21 protein-coding genes are annotated in these 17,530 nt (G+C 54.1%); 13 read left to right on the top strand and 8 right to left on the bottom strand.

Features of this window, described 5'->3' with window-relative positions:
• Positions 1-6 precede the first annotated feature (6 nt).
• Genes FH974_RS01710 through mlaF form a run of 5 tightly spaced genes read right to left on the bottom strand, consistent with a single transcriptional unit; the run spans position 7 to position 3,067 of the window.
• Complete coding sequence (locus FH974_RS01710) at positions 7-318, bottom strand: STAS domain-containing protein (RefSeq protein WP_047886981.1); 312 nt, start codon at positions 316-318, stop codon at positions 7-9.
• A complete protein-coding gene (mlaC, locus tag FH974_RS01705) occupies positions 315-953 on the bottom strand; it encodes a phospholipid-binding protein MlaC (RefSeq protein ID WP_047886982.1) in 639 nt (212 codons plus the stop codon). Before mlaC ends, FH974_RS01710 begins: the two co-directional genes overlap by 4 nt.
• A gap of 12 nt (positions 954-965) precedes the next feature.
• Positions 966-1,442 (bottom strand): outer membrane lipid asymmetry maintenance protein MlaD, encoded by a 477-nt coding sequence (gene mlaD, locus FH974_RS01700; protein ID WP_047886983.1) that lies wholly within the window; start codon positions 1,440-1,442, stop codon positions 966-968.
• A 20-nt stretch (positions 1,443-1,462) separates the two neighbouring features.
• The gene (mlaE, locus tag FH974_RS01695) at positions 1,463-2,245 is read right to left on the bottom strand and encodes a lipid asymmetry maintenance ABC transporter permease subunit MlaE (RefSeq protein ID WP_047886984.1); all 783 of its coding nucleotides are present in this window, start codon (positions 2,243-2,245) and stop codon (positions 1,463-1,465) included.
• A 3-nt stretch (positions 2,246-2,248) separates the two neighbouring features.
• Positions 2,249-3,067 (bottom strand): phospholipid ABC transporter ATP-binding protein MlaF, encoded by an 819-nt coding sequence (gene mlaF, locus FH974_RS01690; protein WP_047886985.1) that lies wholly within the window; start codon positions 3,065-3,067, stop codon positions 2,249-2,251.
• Positions 3,068-3,499: 432 nt separating this feature from the next.
• Here mlaF and FH974_RS01685 point away from each other — a divergent pair, with 432 nt between their 5' ends.
• The 12 genes from FH974_RS01685 (at position 3,500) to mgtE (ending at position 12,828) form a co-directional block, all read left to right on the top strand.
• Positions 3,500-4,465: a calcium/sodium antiporter gene (locus FH974_RS01685; protein ID WP_047886986.1), complete on the top strand. Its 966-nt coding sequence runs from the start codon at positions 3,500-3,502 to the stop codon at positions 4,463-4,465.
• 14 nt (positions 4,466-4,479) lie between these two features.
• Positions 4,480-5,451: a KpsF/GutQ family sugar-phosphate isomerase gene (locus FH974_RS01680; protein WP_047886987.1), complete on the top strand. Its 972-nt coding sequence runs from the start codon at positions 4,480-4,482 to the stop codon at positions 5,449-5,451.
• Entirely contained in the window at positions 5,451-6,002 is a 552-nt protein-coding gene (gene kdsC, locus FH974_RS01675) for a 3-deoxy-manno-octulosonate-8-phosphatase KdsC (protein WP_047886988.1), read from the top strand. The genes FH974_RS01680 and kdsC overlap by 1 nt, the downstream gene beginning before the upstream one ends.
• Complete coding sequence (gene lptC / locus FH974_RS01670; RefSeq protein ID WP_047886989.1) at positions 5,999-6,556, top strand: LPS export ABC transporter periplasmic protein LptC; 558 nt, start codon at positions 5,999-6,001, stop codon at positions 6,554-6,556. Before kdsC ends, lptC begins: the two co-directional genes overlap by 4 nt.
• Entirely contained in the window at positions 6,543-7,046 is a 504-nt protein-coding gene (gene lptA / locus FH974_RS01665; RefSeq protein WP_047886990.1) for a lipopolysaccharide transport periplasmic protein LptA, read from the top strand. The genes lptC and lptA overlap by 14 nt, the downstream gene beginning before the upstream one ends.
• A 7-nt stretch (positions 7,047-7,053) precedes the next feature.
• Complete coding sequence (gene lptB / locus FH974_RS01660) at positions 7,054-7,779, top strand: LPS export ABC transporter ATP-binding protein (RefSeq protein WP_047886991.1); 726 nt, start codon at positions 7,054-7,056, stop codon at positions 7,777-7,779.
• Between the two features lie 107 nt (positions 7,780-7,886).
• Positions 7,887-9,389: an RNA polymerase factor sigma-54 gene (locus FH974_RS01655; protein WP_047886992.1), complete on the top strand. Its 1,503-nt coding sequence runs from the start codon at positions 7,887-7,889 to the stop codon at positions 9,387-9,389.
• A 26-nt stretch (positions 9,390-9,415) separates the two neighbouring features.
• Positions 9,416-9,703, top strand: coding sequence for a ribosome hibernation promoting factor (hpf, locus tag FH974_RS01650; protein WP_047886993.1), 288 nt, complete (start codon positions 9,416-9,418; stop codon positions 9,701-9,703).
• A 3-nt stretch (positions 9,704-9,706) separates the two neighbouring features.
• The gene (gene ptsN, locus FH974_RS01645) at positions 9,707-10,156 is read left to right on the top strand and encodes a PTS IIA-like nitrogen regulatory protein PtsN (protein ID WP_047886994.1); all 450 of its coding nucleotides are present in this window, start codon (positions 9,707-9,709) and stop codon (positions 10,154-10,156) included.
• Positions 10,157-10,196: 40 nt separating this feature from the next.
• Positions 10,197-11,048 carry an RNase adapter RapZ gene (rapZ, locus tag FH974_RS01640; RefSeq protein ID WP_047886995.1) on the top strand — a complete coding sequence of 284 codons (852 nt, stop codon included), beginning with the start codon at positions 10,197-10,199 and terminating at the stop codon, positions 11,046-11,048.
• Positions 11,045-11,320, top strand: a complete 276-nt coding sequence (locus FH974_RS01635) for an HPr family phosphocarrier protein (protein ID WP_047886996.1) — start codon at positions 11,045-11,047, stop codon at positions 11,318-11,320. Before rapZ ends, FH974_RS01635 begins: the two co-directional genes overlap by 4 nt.
• Before the next feature lie 149 nt (positions 11,321-11,469).
• Entirely contained in the window at positions 11,470-12,828 is a 1,359-nt protein-coding gene (mgtE, locus tag FH974_RS01630) for a magnesium transporter (RefSeq protein ID WP_047886997.1), read from the top strand.
• 122 nt (positions 12,829-12,950) lie between these two features.
• On the opposite strand, the gene pmbA is transcribed toward mgtE, so the two are convergent.
• A complete protein-coding gene (gene pmbA, locus FH974_RS01625; RefSeq protein WP_207103671.1) occupies positions 12,951-14,294 on the bottom strand; it encodes a metalloprotease PmbA in 1,344 nt (447 codons plus the stop codon).
• Positions 14,295-14,561: 267 nt separating this feature from the next.
• On the opposite strand from pmbA, the gene yjgA reads away from it, so the two are divergent.
• Positions 14,562-15,086 carry a ribosome biogenesis factor YjgA gene (gene yjgA, locus FH974_RS01620; protein ID WP_047886998.1) on the top strand — a complete coding sequence of 175 codons (525 nt, stop codon included), beginning with the start codon at positions 14,562-14,564 and terminating at the stop codon, positions 15,084-15,086.
• Between the two features lie 91 nt (positions 15,087-15,177).
• On the opposite strand, the gene tldD is transcribed toward yjgA, so the two are convergent.
• Together tldD and FH974_RS01610 are read right to left on the bottom strand one after the other, a co-directional pair.
• Positions 15,178-16,623: a metalloprotease TldD gene (gene tldD / locus FH974_RS01615; protein ID WP_047886999.1), complete on the bottom strand. Its 1,446-nt coding sequence runs from the start codon at positions 16,621-16,623 to the stop codon at positions 15,178-15,180.
• Between the two features lie 41 nt (positions 16,624-16,664).
• Positions 16,665-17,489, bottom strand: a complete 825-nt coding sequence (locus tag FH974_RS01610; RefSeq protein WP_207103670.1) for a carbon-nitrogen hydrolase family protein — start codon at positions 17,487-17,489, stop codon at positions 16,665-16,667.
• Positions 17,490-17,530 lie beyond the last annotated feature (41 nt).

The raw sequence follows: 17,530 nt of genomic DNA, 5'->3' as shown, positions 1-17,530 counted from the left end.
TACTACTCACGCCAAGCAAGCAGCGAACATTGATTCAACGTGGCTCAGGCGCAACAGCGTCATCAGCTGTTCCGGCACATTTAATAGTTTTAGCTCAGTCCCTTTCTGGCTGAGCACTTGATTGACATGCAACAGCATAACCATGCCTGCGGAGTCCACCCGGCTGACCGCTTTCAGATCGATAGTGACCGAGCCATCACGCGGCATCCACTCTTGTCTTCGCTGCCAAAAGGCGGGAACTGTGTCACGTTCCAACGCCCCTGACAAGCAGTAATACCCATTTTCCTGAACTCGCCACTCAATCTTGGGCTTACTCATTGTTTTTCGGCCTCGCGGCGAATTGGCTTGGCAGCCAGGTCACGCAGTGATTTAGTGACGGCCTCTACCCCTTCGCTGCGCAGCTGTCCGCTCCACTCGCTCTGCTTGGTTGAGATCATGCTGACCCCTTCGGCCACCATGTCATAGCCCTGCCACTCACCGGTTTTATTGTTTTTACGCAGTTTAAAATCCAGGCGGATTGGTGGACGTTTGGTGTCCAGAATATCGACGCGAACCGATACGATATTACGGTTAGCCGGTACTGACTTGGCCGATTCAACCTGAATATCCTGATTAGTGTACTGAGTCAGTACTTGCGCGTAAGACGCAACCAGGTAGTCAGAGAACGCAGACACAAAGCTGTCACGCTGTGACGGTGACGTTTGTTTCAGGTGCGGACCTAGCACTTTGTATGCTGCATAACGGGTATTCACGTATGGCAGTAATTCCTCGCGCACCACTCGGCGCAGCAACTCCGGGTTGCGCTGAATTTGGTTTTGCTCCGACTTCAGTCGGCTAAATGTCTTCTGTGAGACCTGATCAATCATGCGGTACGGATCTTTCAGATCCACGGCTGCCTGGCTGACCATTGGCAAGCTCACCAGCAAAAAGAATGCGTATTTCAACCATTTCATTAGCCTGTCCTCTTATTTACTGTCACCGCCGATGCTGTACAGCACCTGGCCGATCATATCTTCCAGTACCAGTGCAGACTTGGTGTCTTCAATCAGATCACCGTCCTGCAGCATGGCAACGTCGTCATCCACAAACCCAGGAGAAATCCCCAGATATTGCTCACCCAGCAAACCGGATGTCAAAATTGACGCCGAACTGGTCTCCGGAAAGTAGCCGTATTTTTTCTCAATCGCCATTGTCACTACCGGCAGGTAACTCTCGGTATCCAGCGTGATGCTGGTAATCTTACCTACGGTCACACCGCCCACTTTGATCGGTGAGCGGACTTTCAGCCCGCCGATATTGTCAAAATTCGCCTTCAGGGTGTAAGTCTCATTGCCGCCGATGTTCTGCACATCCGCGACTTTAAAAATCAGCACCAGGATGGCAGCAATGCCCGCCAGGACAAAGCTACCTACCCATAATTCTAGTTTTCTTGTTTGCTGCATCAGAAATTTCCCGTTTCGCCCTAGCTACCGAACATCAGAGCCGTCAATACAAAATCCAATCCAAGTACCGCCAGTGATGAATTCACCACAGTGCGGGTCGTGGCCCGGCTGATTCCCGCCGAAGTAGGTACGGCATCGTACCCGTTAAATACCGCTATCCAGGTCACTGTGATCGCGAACACCAGTGATTTGATCAGGCTGTTACCAATGTCGTAGCCCAAATCCACTGACGATTGCATGACCGACCAGAAGCTGCCGTGGTCGATCCCTTTCCAGTCGACCCCTACCAGCTGGCCGCCCCAGATGCCCACGGCACAGAACAGCATCGCCAGCAGCGGCATTGAGATCACCCCAGCCCAGAAGCGCGGCGCAATCACCCGGCGCAGCGGGTCAACGGCCATCATTTCCATGCTGGACAACTGCTCGGTGGCTTTCATCAGGCCAATTTCCGCCGTCAGCGCCGATCCCGCCCGGCCCGCGAACAGCAAGGCTGTCACTACCGGCCCGAGTTCCCGCAACAGCGACAGTGCCACCATTTGCCCCAGATTGGTCTCTGCCCCGAAATCCACCAGGACAATGTAGCCCTGCAGGCTCAGTACCATCCCGATAAACAGGCCGGAAACCAGAATAATCGCGACCGACAGCACCCCAACGGAGTACAGCTGGCGCAGCAGCAGCGGAAACATTTTCCCCGGCTGCGGCTGGCTGACCAGCGCCCCGTACAGAATGAGCGAGGCTCGTCCCAGGGTCTGGCATTTATCCAGTGCGAGACGCCCCTGACGCGCGACAAAATCCGCAATCATGTGTTAGCGCCCCTTACTATTAACATCAAACAATTCATCTTCTATTGCACCCGCCGGGAACTTAAACGGCACCGGACCATCCGCCTTGCCGTCCAGGAACTGGCGAATCCTAGGATCAGCATTGTGCTGCAGTTCGGAAGGCGAGCCCTGACCAATAATCTTACCGCCCGACAGCAGGTAAACATGGTCAGCGATCCCCATCACTTCATGGACATCGTGAGTCACAATCACCGAGGTGATATCCAGCGCCTGATTCAGATCTCGAATCAGCTTCACCAGCACCCCCATGTTGATAGGGTCCTGGCCGACAAAAGGCTCATCATACATGATCAGGTCGGGATCCAGCGCGATCGCTCTTGCCAGTGCGGCACGCCGTGCCATCCCGCCAGACAGCTCTGCCGGCATCAGCTGTGCCGCGCCCCGCAGGCCCACGGCCTCGAGTTTCAGCAGCACCAGCGTACGCAGCAGGTCATCCGGCAAATCCGTGTGTTCACGCAGCGGGAACGCCACATTATCAAACACCGTCATATCCGTGAACAGCGCACCGGACTGAAACAGCATGCTCATCTTGTTTCGTGCCTGGTACAGTTCCTGACGACCCAGCGTCGGGATATTCCAGCCTTCAAACCAGATATCCCCGCTATCTGGCAGAATTTGGCCGCCAATCAGGCGCAACAGGGTGGTTTTACCGATCCCCGACGGCCCCATGATCGCCGTTATTTTTCCCTTGGGTACATCCAGCGAGACATCGTCAAAAATCTTTCGCTCGCCGCGGGAAAAAGTCATATGCCGGATTGATACCAGCGATTCAGTTTGCTTCATAGCTACCCTAATTTGGCGCAAAAGCCATACTGGTCTGCCGCCCTATTCGCCGCAAACCGATGTATTTGTATAGAATGAAATATTTAAGATATTACCTGAATGTTGCCTTGATGATAGGAAGATTATGCAACCAACTCAAGGAAATAACTGTTAGAAGTCTGTTATTTCTCGCTCCTTTAGGACGCAATAATAACGGAAAACCGTCTATTTTCCGCCCTATTTTGTGTCGAATTTGTCAGCTTTTGTCACGTACGGATAGTCCCCGTCCAATTCCGCCAAGTCAGACTAATTTATCTCGCCTTTTGCTTTCTTTTTACAGCCTGAACCGTCAAAATTAGCCCTTTAAACAATTCACACTATTACACTTCCGTCGTTGCCAGCCCGACATGGTACGGCGGTTAAATCCACTATCTGAAGATAAAAGGGATAACAATGCTCGAAGCCATCGTGTTGCTCTGTATTGGTCTGGCGTTACTGGTATGGAGTGCAGATCGACTTGTTTTTGGCGCTGCGGCGCTTGCAAAAAATCTGGGGGTTACCCCTTTGGTCATTGGTATGACAATCCTGGCCATGGGTTCATCCGCCCCGGAAATGATGGTTTCAGCAACTGCGGCACTGGAAGGCAAAACCGATACCGCGGTCGGTAACGTACTGGGTTCCAATATTGCCAACATCGCTCTGATTCTGGGTCTGACCGCCCTCATCAAGCCGCTGTCGATCAGTTCGGCGATCATTCGTCGTGAACTGCCGCTGATGATGGGTGTCACACTAGTAGCGGGCCTGCTGTTGTGGGACAGCCACCTGGGCTTCATGGAAGGTGTACTGCTGATCGCGCTGTTCGTGATTTTCCTGCTGGCGATGCTGAAAATCAGCCGCAGCGCCAAAGAAACGGGCGATCCGCTGGTTGATGAGCAAGAATCCGAAATCCCGCAGGGCGTCAGTAACATGGCAGCCGGGATCTGGACCGTGGTCGGTCTGCTGCTGCTGCCTTACGCCGCCAGCATGCTGGTTGATTCCGCCGTCATCATTGCCAAGCACTTCGGCATGAGTGATCTGGTGATCGGCCTGACGATCATTGCCGTGGGTACCAGCCTGCCGGAGCTGGCCGCCTCTATTGCCAGCCTGTTTAAAGGCGAAGATGACATGGCGGTCGGTAACATCATCGGCTCCAACGTGTTTAACATCCTGGCGGTCATGGGTCTGCCGGGCCTGCTGAACCCGTCGCAGCTCAGCCCGCTGGCGATGGGGCGTGACTATTACGTCATGCTGGGTATTTCTGTATTACTGGTTGTGATGGCTCTTGGAAAACGCCGTCGAATCAATCGTGTGGAAGGATTGATTCTGCTGGTATGCTTTGTCGCCTATCAAGGTTATCTATTTTATAATCTGGGGGCTTAACGGAGAGCCAAGATATGTCTGAAACGTTTGATTACTGCGCCATTGGCCGCAGAGTAATAGAAATTGAAGCCGACGCCCTGCACACACTGACCCAATATATTAATGGGGATTTCACCCGCGCCTGCGAACTGATCGCCGCCGCCAGCGGGAAAGTGATTGTGATGGGGATGGGCAAATCCGGCCACATCGGGAACAAAATTGCCGCCACGCTGGCGAGCACGGGAACCCCGGCCTTTTTTGTGCACCCAGGGGAAGCCAGTCATGGCGATCTGGGGATGATCGAAAAAGGGGATGTGGTGCTGGCCATTTCCAACTCCGGTGAAGCGCAGGAAATTCTGACGCTGCTGCCGGTAATCAAACGTCTGGGCATCCCGCTGATCAGCATGACCGGGAAACCGAAATCCAGTATGGCCAAACTGTCTCAGATCCATCTGCAGATCACGGTGGCCAAAGAGGCCTGTCCGCTGAATCTGGCTCCCACATCCAGCACCACCGCCACACTGGCGATGGGCGACGCACTGGCTATTTCCCTGATGGAAGCCCGTGGTTTTACGGCTGATGACTTTGCCCTCTCCCACCCGGGTGGCGCTCTGGGCCGTAAACTGCTGATGCGAATCAGCGATGTCATGCACACCGGGGATCTGCTGCCGATGGTGTATGAGGAAGCCAGCATCAAAGACGCCCTGCTGGAAGTCTCTCGCAAGGGGCTGGGAATGACGGCTATCATTGATAGTAATCAGCAGCTAAGCGGCATTTTCACCGATGGTGACCTGCGCCGTCTTCTGGATAAGCGCATTGACATCCATAACACCGCCATTGGCGATGTGATGACCCGAAATCCGGCCACCATTTCCGCCGACGTGCTGGCAGCCGAAGGGCTGAAAATGATGGAAGACAGAAAAATCAATGGCCTGCTGGTAACAGATGCAGGTAAATTAGTGGGAGCGCTCAACATGCACGACCTGCTAAAAGCCGGGGTGATGTGATGCAGGTAGATACCCTTTACGGCCCGGTGGACGCCGGCCTGTTTGAGCGTGCACAGCACATCCGGTTGCTGATTTGTGATGTGGACGGGGTCTTTTCCGACGGCCGCATTTATATGGGCAACGACGGCGAAGAGCTAAAAACATTCCATACCCGAGATGGCTATGGCATTAAATCCTTGATGAATGCCGGGATTGAAGTGGCCATTATCACCGGCCGCAAATCAGCCATTGTGGAAAACCGTATGCGGGCGCTGGGTATCCACCATGTCTATCAGGGGCAGGATAACAAACTGGCGGCGTACGAGGATATCCACGCCAACCTTGGCATTGACCCGGCTCACACCGCCTATATCGGTGACGATCTGATCGACTGGCCGGTCATGGAAAAAGTCGGCTTGTCCGTCTGTGTGGCTGATGGCCACCCGCTGCTGGCCCGCCGCGCAGATTTTGTCACCCGCATCCCGGGTGGCTATGGGGCCGTACGGGAAGTGTGCGACCTTATCCTTGAAGCCAAAGGGGAATTAGATAAACATAAAGGCTTGAGTATATGACCTTACAACGGCTGCTGTATGTAGCACTGCTGGTTGTTTGCGGCTGGGCCGGCTACTACCTGCTGGATAAACACTGGCAGGAAGACGTACAGGTTACTCCGGATGCCGAAAAGCCGCTGTTCACCGGCAGCGCAGTGGTAAACACCACCTATAACGAGTCCGGCCAGCGCAGTTACCAGATTGATGCCAGCTACCTGGAGCATTTCAGCCAGAGCGGTAATACCAATTTTGTCGAACCGGTACTTTGGGTCTATCGTGAAGGCACAGAGACCGAGTGGCGGATCAGCGCCAGCGAGGCCCGTCTGGACAAAGACCACGTCTTGCAAATGACCGGCAACGTACGCATTTTTAACCTGCTGCCCGCATCCGCGATCAAGGTGATCCAGACAGAGACCCTGCGCCTGGATTTGGTCAGCAAAGATTTCGATACCCCAGACCATGTCACCATTACCGGTGACGCCTTCCAGAATGAAGGAACGGGTTTGCAAGGTAACATGGACCGTAGCATCGCCACCTTACTGAAGAACGTAAAAGGTAGATATGAAGCTTTATAAATTGACGACTTTGCTATGTCTCTGCCTCAGCAGCCCAAGCTGGGCCCTGAGCAACGATACAGAGCAGCCAATCTATATCAACTCTGAAAAACAAGAGCTTGATATACAAAAGAATATCGTCACCTTTACCGGCAGTGTGGTCCTTCGCCAGGGCAGCATTGATATCCGTGCGGACCGAATTGTTGTGACCCGGCCAAACGGTCAGGAAGGTAAAGAGACCATCGATGCCTACGGCAATCCGGCCACGTTCCACCAGTTGATGGACAACGGTAAACCGATTGACGGCGCGGCGAAAAAAATGCGCTATGAAACTGACACCGAATACCTGAGGATGACTGACGACGCCGTTCTGGTTCAGGAAGGCAGCGAGATTCAGGGCAAGATGATCAGCTACAAGATTGACGAGCAGAAGCTGGTCGCAGAAAGTGGCGAGAAGAAACGTGTCACCACCATTTTGCAGCCTAACCAGCTGAACAAGAGTAAGAAGTAAGCCCGATATGGCAGTATTGAAAGCAGAGCATCTGGCAAAAAGTTATAACGGCCGCAAAGTGGTCTCGGACGTCAGCCTGCAAGTAGAGTCCGGCAAGATCGTCGGCCTGCTTGGGCCAAATGGTGCCGGTAAAACCACCTCGTTTTACATGATTGTGGGCCTGGTGGCCCGTGATGAAGGCAGTATTACCATTGACGGGACGGATATCAGCCTGCAGCCGATGCACAACCGCTCCCGAATGGGTATCGGTTACCTGCCGCAGGAAGCCTCGATTTTCCGCCGCCTTTCTGTCCATGACAACCTGATGGCGGTTCTGCAAACCCGCGCCGATCTCAACAAGGCAGAGCGTCAGGACAAGCTGGAAGAACTGCTGGATGAATTCAATATCCAGCATATTCGCAACAGCCTTGGCATGGCCCTGTCCGGGGGGGAACGCCGCCGGGTCGAAATCGCCCGGGCACTGGCGGCCAACCCGAAGTTCATCCTGCTGGATGAACCGTTTGCCGGGGTCGATCCGATTTCAGTGATCGACATCAAAAAGATTATTGAACACCTGCGGGATCGCGGGCTTGGGGTACTGATCACCGACCATAATGTCCGGGAAACCCTGGATGTGTGTGAGCAGGCTTATATCGTTAGTCAGGGGCGTTTGATTGCCCATGGCACCCCGACACAAGTACTCAACGATGAACATGTGAAACGGGTCTATCTGGGCGACCAGTTCCGTCTATAGTTAGAAGTAAGGACGTACCAGACGCGAGCGCCACGGTGAAAGAGGACGTTTCTCACCCGGCGCCTTAAAGCGAACACCAACGATAACAACAAGGTACATATGAATCTATGAAAACCTCGCTCCAGCTAAAACTCGGCCAACAATTGGCAATGACGCCGCAACTTCAGCAAGCGATTCGCCTGCTGCAGTTATCCACCCTGGATCTCCAGCAGGAAATCCAAGAGGCACTGGATGCCAACCCGCTGCTGGAGCTGGATGAGACCGGACATGATTCCCTCAATGGCGACACGGAGCCAAAGGACATGGACGGCAACAGCAAAACGGACGCCTCAGAGAGTGCAGACAGCGACAATGAGCTGGGCGAGCACGATGCGGACGCATATGATACCTCCGATGTCATTGAACAACGGGAAATGCCGGAAGATCTGCCGGTTGATACCACCTGGGACGATGTCTACAGCGCCAGCACCGGCAACACCGGCCTGGCTATGGATGATGACATGCCGGTTTACCAGGGCGAAACCACCGAAAGCCTGCAGGACTACCTGATGTGGCAGGTTCAGCTGACGCCATTTAGCGAAACGGACCGGACTATCGCCACCGCGATCATTGATGCCATTGACGAGAAAGGCTACCTGACCTGCTCTACCGAAGAAATTCTGGAAAGTCTGGGCGACGAAGAAGTCGAGCTGGACGAGGTCGAAGCCGTGCTCAAGCGCATCCAGCAATTTGACCCGCTGGGTGTGGCCTCCCGTAACCTGCAGGAATGCCTGATGCTGCAGCTGGCAACCTTCGATCCGGCCACCCCATGGCTCAAAGAAGCGCGCATGCTGCTGACCGACTATATCGATTTGCTGGCCAACCGCGATTTTCGCCAGTTGATGCGCGACACCAAGCTGAAGGAAGCCGAACTCAAGCAGGTAATGCAACTGATCCACGGGCTAGACCCGCGTCCGGGCAACCGCGTAGTGGCCTCCGAAACCGAATACGTGGTGCCGGATGTCTCGGTCTTCAAAGACAGCGGCAAATGGATCGTGACCATCAACCCGGACAGTGTCCCGCGCATCCGCGTCAACGAACAATATGCCGCGCTGAGCAAAAGTGCGCGCAATACGGCAGACAGCCAGTTTATCCGTACCCATTTGCAAGACGCCAAGTGGCTGATCAAAAGCCTCGAAAGCCGGAACGAAACGTTATTGAAAGTCGCTCGTTGCATTGTGGAACACCAGCAGGACTTCTTTGAATATGGCGAAGAAGCCATGAAGCCAATGGTGCTCAATGACATTGCATTGGCGGTTGATATGCACGAATCGACAATCTCTCGGGTAACCACCCAAAAGTACATGCATACCCCTCGCGGGATTTTCGAACTGAAATACTTCTTCTCCAGTCACGTCAGTACCGATAACGGTGGCGAATGTTCGTCCACTGCAATTCGCGCTCTGGTGAAAAAGCTGGTCGCGGCCGAAAACCAGGCCAAGCCGCTGAGTGACAGTAAAATAGCGACATTATTGGCGGAACAAGGCATCATGGTGGCGAGACGGACTATCGCCAAATACCGTGAGTCACTGGGTATTCCGCCTTCTAATCAGCGAAAACGTCTGCTCTAACAGGCGACAACAGAAGGAAGATGTCTATGCAAATTAATCTAACTGGGCACCATGTTGAAATTACTCCAGCCATGCGTGATTACGTGGAGACGAAGTTCGATAAGCTAGAGCGGTTTTTCGATAAAATTAATAATGTGCATGTGGTCTTGAATGTCGAAAAGCTTCAGCAAATCGCCGAAGCAACGTTGCACATTAACGCGGGGGAAATCCACGCTAAAGCGGATTCGGAAAATATGTATGCCGCTATCGATGCATTAACTGATAAACTGGTGCGTCAACTAAACAAACACAAAGATAAACTCAATAGCCACTGAATCATGCAACTGAGTAACGTATTGAGCCTGGACTGCACTAAAAGTGCAGTCCCTTGCTCCAGCAAGAAACGCGCTCTGGAAATCATCAGTGAAATCGCTGCCCGTCATCTGGATCAGAACCCGCAACCACTTTTTGAGTGTATGCTAAACCGGGAAAAAATGGGCAGTACCGGGATAGGTAACGGAATCGCCATCCCTCACGGTCGAATCAGCAATAGCGATCAAGCCATCGCTGTCCTGATCCAATGCCAGGACGCCATCCAATTTGATGCCATCGACAATCAGCCGGTCGATTTGCTATTTGCCCTGTTGGTCCCTGATGCCCAGTGTAAAGAGCACCTCAAAACCCTTTCCTGTATTGCAGAAAAACTGAGCGACAAGCAGATTTGTAAGCAGCTTCGTACCGCAAAAAGCGACGAAGAGCTTTATCAAATCCTTACCCGTGATTCATAATGAGGATCACACTCACCCAGACTGTTAAGGAATGCCAGCCATGATGCTAATGGTCGTCAGTGGCCGTTCGGGCTCAGGTAAATCCATCGCCCTTCGGGTACTGGAAGATCTCGGGTACTACTGTGTCGATAACCTGCCGGTCAGCCTGTTGCCGCAATTTGTGGAAACGCTGGAAGGCCGTCAGCAGAATGTCGCGGTCAGTATCGATGTCCGTAACCTGCCCGCCGAGCCGGAAGATATCCGCAATACCCTCGACTCGCTGAGTGAAGATGTCGACATCAATGTCATCTTTCTGGATGCGGACGATAAGGCGCTGGTCAAACGGTACAGCGAGACCCGCCGCCTGCATCCGCTTTCGCGCGATAACATGAGTCTGGAACAAGCGATTCAGTCAGAAAGCGCTCTGCTGACCCCCATCAAAGAACGGGCCGACCTGGTGATAGATACCACCAGCAAGTCCATTCATGACCTGAGTGAAACGGTACGCTCCCGGGTGCTGGGTCGCGATGCCCGCGAGCTCATCATGGTGTTCGAGTCGTTTGGCTTCAAGCACGGCCTGCCGACTGATGCCGACTTCGTCTTCGACGTTCGTTTTCTGCCAAATCCTCACTGGATTCCGGAGCTGAAACCACTGACCGGTCTGGATCAGGGCGTCAAGGAATACCTTGCCAGTCATCCCGAAGTGAATCAGCTGATCAACCAGATCCGCAATTTCATTGAAACCTGGCTGCCAATGCTGGAAAAGAATAACCGCAGCTACCTCACCGTGGCCATCGGCTGTACCGGCGGTCAGCACCGCTCAGTCTATGTGGCGCAGAAACTGGCCGAGCATTTCCGCTACGAAGGCCATCAGGTGCAGGTTCGCCACCGAACACTGGAAAGTAAGTCATGAGCTTACTGTCACGGGAACTCTTTATCAAAAACCGCCTGGGCCTTCATGCCCGGGCGGCCATCAAACTGGTTGAGCTGGCTCAGAGCTTTGAATCCGTAATTACCATCAGCAACGGCGAGAAAGACGCCACGGCCGACAGTGTCATGGGGTTACTGATGTTGGAATCGGCTCAGGGACAAAGAGTGCAGGTCAGCGCTGAAGGAGCCGATGCCGAGCAGGCATTAACGGCGGTCAGCGAACTGATTGAGTCCGGATTTGACGAAGAAAGCTGACCTTGTGCTGATTTATCAGATCTGATGAGACAACGGCCCGTCTATTGCGTTAAAATTCAACTTATTGCATCGTGTTATACCTCACAGTAATACATACGTACGACTAGCGACGGTATTTCGCATCTGAGTCATTAGAGGTATCGCAAGTAATGGCCGATGTCATAGAACAAGACAACACGCACCAAACTCTTCAGGAAGTCAATCAGGCCCTCGAAAACGGCATGTTTGTCCATGTCCGCCGTCTGCTGCAGGACATGGAGCCGGAAGACATCGCTCACCTGCTGGAAGCCTCTCCCCCCAAAGAACGTCAGGTCCTCTGGCAACTGACCGACCCGGAAGATCAAGGGGAAATCCTCGACGAGCTGTCTGAGGACGTCAAAGACGGGATCGTCGCCCAGATGGCACCAGATAAACTGGCCGCCGTGACAGAGGGCATGGAGAGCGATGACGTCGCCTACGTCCTGCGTAGCCTACCTGATGACAAATACCAAAAAGTACTGGCCCAGATGGACGCGATGGATCGTCATCGGGTCGAGAAAGCCCTGGCTTATCCGGAAGAAACCGCCGGCGGCATGATGAGTACCGACTTCATCACCATCCGCGGCGATGTCACGGCTGACGTGGTACTGCGTTACCTGCGCATGAAAGGTGAGCTGCCGGAAGCTACCGACGCCCTGTACGTTGTTGACCAGGATGACAAACTGATTGGTCACTTGTCGCTTGCCACCCTGATCACCACACAGCCGGATATCGAAATCCACGATGTGATGGACGATGCCGACGAAGCGATCCCGGTCGACATGGACGATGGCGAAGTCGCGAACCTGTTTGAGCGCCGTAACTGGCTGTCAGCGCCGGTTGTGGATAGTAACAATCAGCTGGTCGGGCGGATTACCATCGATGACGTGGTCGATATCATCCGAGAAGATGCCGAGCACTCGATGATGAGCATGGCCGGTATGGATGATGACGAAGATACCTTTGCCCCGGTCATTAAATCCGCCAAACGCCGCAGCATCTGGCTGGGTGTCAATGTTCTCGCAGCGCTGGCTGCCGCCTCTGTTTCCAACATGTTTGAAGATACCCTTGAACAGATGGCTGCCATTGCGATTTTGATGACCATCGTGCCGTCCATGGGCGGTGTTGCGGGCAATCAGACCGTGGCACTGGTGATCCGTGGTCTGGCCGTAGGGCACATCGGTGACACCAACACCCGCTGGCTGCTCAGTAAAGAAGCCCGGGTTGGCCTGCTGAACGGGATTCTCTGGGCCCTGATCATCGGCGGCGTGGTCGTACTGTGGAAAGGCAACTTATTACTCGGCGCCATTATCGCCAGTGCGATGATGACCAACCTGCTGGTTGCCGGGATTGCCGGCGTGTGTATCCCCATCATGCTAAAGAAGATGAAAATCGACCCGGCACTGGCGGGCGGGATGGCGCTGACGACCATCACCGATATTGTCGGCCTGTCCGTGTTCCTGGGGCTGGCCACGGTTTTTCTGGTGTAATCAAAGCAGTAACCATTTCACGTTCACGCTACCTCTCACCAAAGAAAACAGGCACACTCACACACAAAAAAGCGAGAGCCAGGCTCTCGCTTTTTTTTCAGACGCAATCATCAGTGACGTGATTACTCACCGGCAATCTTCATGGTATCCAGCAGAATCGATCCCGTCTGGATCTGGCTGCGGGTTTCTGTATCCGTACCAATCGCCACCATGTTCATCATCATGTCTTTAAGGTTACCGGCGATCGTGATCTCACTGACCGGATACTGGATTTGTCCATTCTCCACCCAGAAACCGGCGGCACCGCGGGAATAGTCCCCAGTCACCACATTCACTCCCTGACCCATCAGCTCAGTCACCAGCAGGCCGCGATCCATCTTTTTAAGCAGTGCTTCAAAACTCTCGCCGGTCGAGTTAACCAGCCAGTTGTGGATCCCGCCGGCATGGCCGGTTGGCTGACGTCCCAGTTTGCGGGCAGCATAGCTGGTCATCAGGTACGTTTTTAAAATACCTTGCTCGATGATTTCACGGTCATACGTCGCCAGGCCTTCACTGTCGAACGGGGTACTCGCCATACCACGTAGGATATGCGGGCGCTCGCTGATAGACAGCCACTCCGGAAAAATCTGCTCGTCCAGCTTATCCAGCAGGAAAGAAGACTTGCGGTACAGGTTCGAGCCACTGATCGCCATCACCAGATGACCAAACAGCCCCGTCGCAACATCGGCAGCAAACATCACCGGTGCTTCGCGGGTCGACAGCTTACGCGGGTCAACACGCTCAACCGTCCGCTTGGCTGCCAGCTCTCCGACTTTTTCGGGTGTCCACAGGTCACTGACCCGGCGAGATGTGGTATAGCTGTAATCGCGCTCCATATCGCCGTTTTTACCCTGGGCAATCACGCAGCAGCTGGTGCTATGGCGGCTGGAGGCATAGCTTGCCAGCATACCGTGGCTGTTCCCGTAAACCCGGATACCGTAATGGCTGTCATAACTGGCCCCATCACTCTGTTTGATGCGAGGATCAAAATCCAGCGCGGCCTGCTCGGCACGGGCGGCGATTTCCGCGGCATGATCCGGCTCCGGCTCATCCGGGTGGAACAGATCCAAATCAGGAATGTTCTTGGCCATCAGCTCGACCGGCCCCGGACCTGCATACGGGTCTTCCGAGGTATAGCGCGCAATATCCAGTGCAGCAGCCACAGTCTGGGCAATCGCTTTTTCACTCAGATCCGAAGTCGACGCACTGCCCTTACGCTGGCCGCGATACACTGTGATCCCCAGAGCGCCGTCGCTGTTGAACTCAACGTTTTCAACTTCACACAAACGGGTCGAGACACTGATCCCGGTCGTCTTATTGATCGCGACTTCTGCCGCGTCAGCCTGCTGGCCAGCCAGCTCCAAAGCCCTGGCAACAGCGGCTTCCAGCTCAACGCGCTGTTGAGCCACCTGTTCTTTCACGTCCATCATTGTTATCGTCTCGATACTGGCTGCCCCGGCCATCACTGCCCGCCGCCAGACGTCTGTCATCATTTTATGGAGAAGCTCCGCCGCCTTTCCCGTCACCAATTTGCCGCCCCAGAACTGCGGTCCGGCAAATCACACCAAGAGAGCCAGTGAAGATTCGTGATAATCGTATTACTCTTAGGATAACACTGGCACGCGCGAATTTGCGCCCCAAATCATGATTAAACTGGTAAAATAAATCCCAAATGAATTGATGATGAGCCTGTTATGAGCCGTAAAAATCAAAAAGCCCCATGGGAAGAGGAAGAAGAAATTATCTGGGTTAGCAAAACCGAGATGAAACGCGACATGGAAGCGCTGCAAAAGCTCGGGGAAGAGCTGGTTGACCTGAAACCAAACGCGCTGGCCAAAATCCCGTTGGATGATGACATGCGTGCTGCTGTGAAAGATGCCCAGCGCTTCAAAAACGAAGCCCGCCGTCGTCAGCTGCAGTTCATCGGTAAAATGATGCGTCAGGTTGACATCGAACCGATCCAGATTGCTCTGGATAAACTGCGTAACAAGCACGCGCAGTCGACTGCCCAGCTGCATAAGTTAGAGAACAGACGCGACGATCTGATTGCTCAGGGCGACAGCATGATCAATGAGATCATGGCCGATCACCCGAATGCGGACCGCCAGCGTCTGCGTCAGCTGGTTCGCCAGGCGAAGAAGGAAAAAGAGCAGGAAAAGCCAGCCAAAGCTTACCGCGAAATTTTCCAGTACCTGAAAGAGCTGTACCTTAAAGACTGATCAGGCGCTGCCCGTCCTCCTGACCGGAGCGGGAAGAACCAAAAAAATGCCAGCATCATGCTGGCATTTTTCTTTCTGTCGCCACCCGGTTTTACTGGGTACCGCCGACAGTCATGGACTCCAGTTTCAGGGTTGGCTGGCCCACGCCAACCGGCACACTCTGTCCGGCTTTGCCGCACACGCCTACCCCGCGGTCAATCTCAAGATCATTCCCCACCATTGACACCTGCTGCATCGCTTCAATGCCGCTGCCAATCAGGGTTGCGCCCTTGATAGGTCGGGTTATTTTACCGTTTTCAATCAGATATGCTTCTGAAGCCGAGAACACAAACTTCCCGGAAGTAATGTCTACCTGGCCACCGCCAAAATTCGGGGCATAAATGCCTTTCTTAACGCTGGCAATGATTTCTTCCGGCGAGTGTTCACCCGGCAGCATGTAAGTGTTCGTCATTCGCGGCATCGGCAGATGCGCATAGGACTCACGACGGCCGTTACCGGTTGGTGCCACACCCATCAGGCGGGCGTTGAGCTTATCCTGCATGTAGCCTTTGAGCTTGCCGTTTTCCACCAGCACGTTGTACTGACTGGCGACACCTTCATCGTCAATATTCAGGGAACCACGGCGGTTTTCCAATGTGCCGTCATCCACAATCGTACACAAACTGGAGGTCACCTGTTGCCCCATCTGACCGGAGAACATGGACGAGCCTTTACGGTTAAAATCACCTTCCAGGCCATGTCCCACGGCTTCATGCAGCAGCACGCCCGGCCAGCCCGCACCCAGTACGACCGGCATGGTGCCAGCCGGTGCCGGATCAGCGTCCACGTTGATCAGCGCCTGGCGAATGGCTTCATCAGCATATTGCAGCGCAATGGATTTGCCGTCCTGTTCGGTCAGAAAATACTCATAGCCAAAGCGGCCACCGCCACCAGCGCTGCCATGCTCACGCTTGCCGTCTTTTTCAATCAGCACGCTGATCGACAGACGTACCAACGGACGAACATCTGCGGCATAAGTACCGTCCAGCGCGGCAACCAGTACCTGCTCGTACACGCCGTTGATACTGACAGACACTTCTTTGACCAGTGGCTCTTTGTGACGAATGTAAGTGTCGATTTCTTTCAGCAGGGCAATTTTCTGGTGTTTATCCAGGCTGTCCAGCGGGTTAATCGGGGCATAAATGCCGGAGGCTGACATTGGTGAGAACGCCTGCACTTTCCCGTTGCCGCCATTGCGGGTAATGCCACGGGCTGCCTTGGCGCTCTGCTTCAGCGCAATCTCGTCAATCTGGTCAGCATAAGCGAAACCGGTTTTCTCACCCGATACCGCCCGGACACCGACCCCGCGGTCAATGTTAAAGGAGCCGTCCTTGATAATGCTGTCTTCAAGGATCAGGGATTCATGCCAGCATGACTGGAAAAAAATATCGGCATAATCCACATCACGGGTGGCAATCAGCCCCAGTGTGCGGTTGAGATCGTCACGGCTTAGCCCGGACTGGGCCAGCATGGTGTTTTCTACAATTTCCAGCGTCATTTACTCTGCTCTTGTCTTCGTTACCGACCGGCCGTTACCGATCAGTTGTCACGCGGCTGAACACTGAATCTGGCATGTTCAGCCAGCGGCATGTTTGTTCTTACGGTCTGATTCAGGGACAGATCAATTTCTGTCAGCAAGACCCCGGTTCCCTCAGGCTGGCAGGCAACCACTTGCCCCCAGGGATCCACAACCATGGAATGGCCCCAGGTTTCCCGTGACTCATTGTGCTCTCCCCATTGCGCCGGTGCAACTACCCAACACTGGGTCTCAATCGCCCGGGCACGCAGCAACAGTTCCCAGTGGGCCCTGCCTGTCACCTTGGTGAACGCTGCCGGCACGACAATAATGTCGGCCCCCTGCTCACGCAAGGCACTGTAAAGCTGCGGAAACCGGACATCATAACAGATCGACATACCGATGTTACCAAACGGGGTCGCTATCACTTTCACGTCCTGACCGGGACGAAACGTGGCGGATTCACGGTAGCTGTGGTGCGAATCCGCGACTTCCACATCAAACATATGCAGCTTGTCGTAATGGCCGCGAATCTCACCCTGATCATCAAACAGAATTGCGGTGGTGGTAATCGCGCCTTCCGACTGGCGAACCGGCATAGAGCCAATCAGTACCCATAGTCCCAGTCGCTTGGCCAGCGCCGCGACCGTCTCTTGTATCGGGCCTTGCCCGAGTGGCTCTGCATGGCGGTGATAATCCTCACGTGTGCCGAAAACAAGGCAGTTCTCCGGTGTCACCACCAGCTTGGCTCCCTGCAGTTGCAGCCCCTTGAGTTTGCGTTCCAGATGTTTGAGGTTCTGCTCGGGATCCGCTCCCGAGTTCATCTGTACCACGCCAATCTTTGCCATCATTTTCTCCTTCCTGACACCAGAGCCCAACGTTTCCGGCT

It is taken from the genome of Photobacterium ganghwense (genome assembly GCF_017329545.1).
Classification (GTDB): domain Bacteria; phylum Pseudomonadota; class Gammaproteobacteria; order Enterobacterales; family Vibrionaceae; genus Photobacterium; species Photobacterium ganghwense.
Note: the sequence above shows the minus strand (reverse complement) of the source record. Positions and strands in the feature narration are given on the sequence as shown.

Coding starts and splice junctions, on each gene's coding strand:
- FH974_RS01710 (WP_047886981.1), bottom strand. CDS start 318: ATGAGTAAGCCCAAGATTGAGTGGCGAGTTCAGGAAAATGGGTATTAC.
- mlaC (WP_047886982.1), bottom strand. CDS start 953: ATGAAATGGTTGAAATACGCATTCTTTTTGCTGGTGAGCTTGCCAATG.
- mlaD (WP_047886983.1), bottom strand. CDS start 1,442: ATGCAGCAAACAAGAAAACTAGAATTATGGGTAGGTAGCTTTGTCCTG.
- mlaE (WP_047886984.1), bottom strand. CDS start 2,245: ATGATTGCGGATTTTGTCGCGCGTCAGGGGCGTCTCGCACTGGATAAA.
- mlaF (WP_047886985.1), bottom strand. CDS start 3,067: ATGAAGCAAACTGAATCGCTGGTATCAATCCGGCATATGACTTTTTCC.
- FH974_RS01685 (WP_047886986.1), top strand. CDS start 3,500: ATGCTCGAAGCCATCGTGTTGCTCTGTATTGGTCTGGCGTTACTGGTA.
- FH974_RS01680 (WP_047886987.1), top strand. CDS start 4,480: ATGTCTGAAACGTTTGATTACTGCGCCATTGGCCGCAGAGTAATAGAA.
- kdsC (WP_047886988.1), top strand. CDS start 5,451: ATGCAGGTAGATACCCTTTACGGCCCGGTGGACGCCGGCCTGTTTGAG.
- lptC (WP_047886989.1), top strand. CDS start 5,999: ATGACCTTACAACGGCTGCTGTATGTAGCACTGCTGGTTGTTTGCGGC.
- lptA (WP_047886990.1), top strand. CDS start 6,543: ATGAAGCTTTATAAATTGACGACTTTGCTATGTCTCTGCCTCAGCAGC.
- lptB (WP_047886991.1), top strand. CDS start 7,054: ATGGCAGTATTGAAAGCAGAGCATCTGGCAAAAAGTTATAACGGCCGC.
- FH974_RS01655 (WP_047886992.1), top strand. CDS start 7,887: ATGAAAACCTCGCTCCAGCTAAAACTCGGCCAACAATTGGCAATGACG.
- hpf (WP_047886993.1), top strand. CDS start 9,416: ATGCAAATTAATCTAACTGGGCACCATGTTGAAATTACTCCAGCCATG.
- ptsN (WP_047886994.1), top strand. CDS start 9,707: ATGCAACTGAGTAACGTATTGAGCCTGGACTGCACTAAAAGTGCAGTC.
- rapZ (WP_047886995.1), top strand. CDS start 10,197: ATGATGCTAATGGTCGTCAGTGGCCGTTCGGGCTCAGGTAAATCCATC.
- FH974_RS01635 (WP_047886996.1), top strand. CDS start 11,045: ATGAGCTTACTGTCACGGGAACTCTTTATCAAAAACCGCCTGGGCCTT.
- mgtE (WP_047886997.1), top strand. CDS start 11,470: ATGGCCGATGTCATAGAACAAGACAACACGCACCAAACTCTTCAGGAA.
- pmbA (WP_207103671.1), bottom strand. CDS start 14,294: ATGGACGTGAAAGAACAGGTGGCTCAACAGCGCGTTGAGCTGGAAGCC.
- yjgA (WP_047886998.1), top strand. CDS start 14,562: ATGAGCCGTAAAAATCAAAAAGCCCCATGGGAAGAGGAAGAAGAAATT.
- tldD (WP_047886999.1), bottom strand. CDS start 16,623: ATGACGCTGGAAATTGTAGAAAACACCATGCTGGCCCAGTCCGGGCTA.
- FH974_RS01610 (WP_207103670.1), bottom strand. CDS start 17,489: ATGGCAAAGATTGGCGTGGTACAGATGAACTCGGGAGCGGATCCCGAG.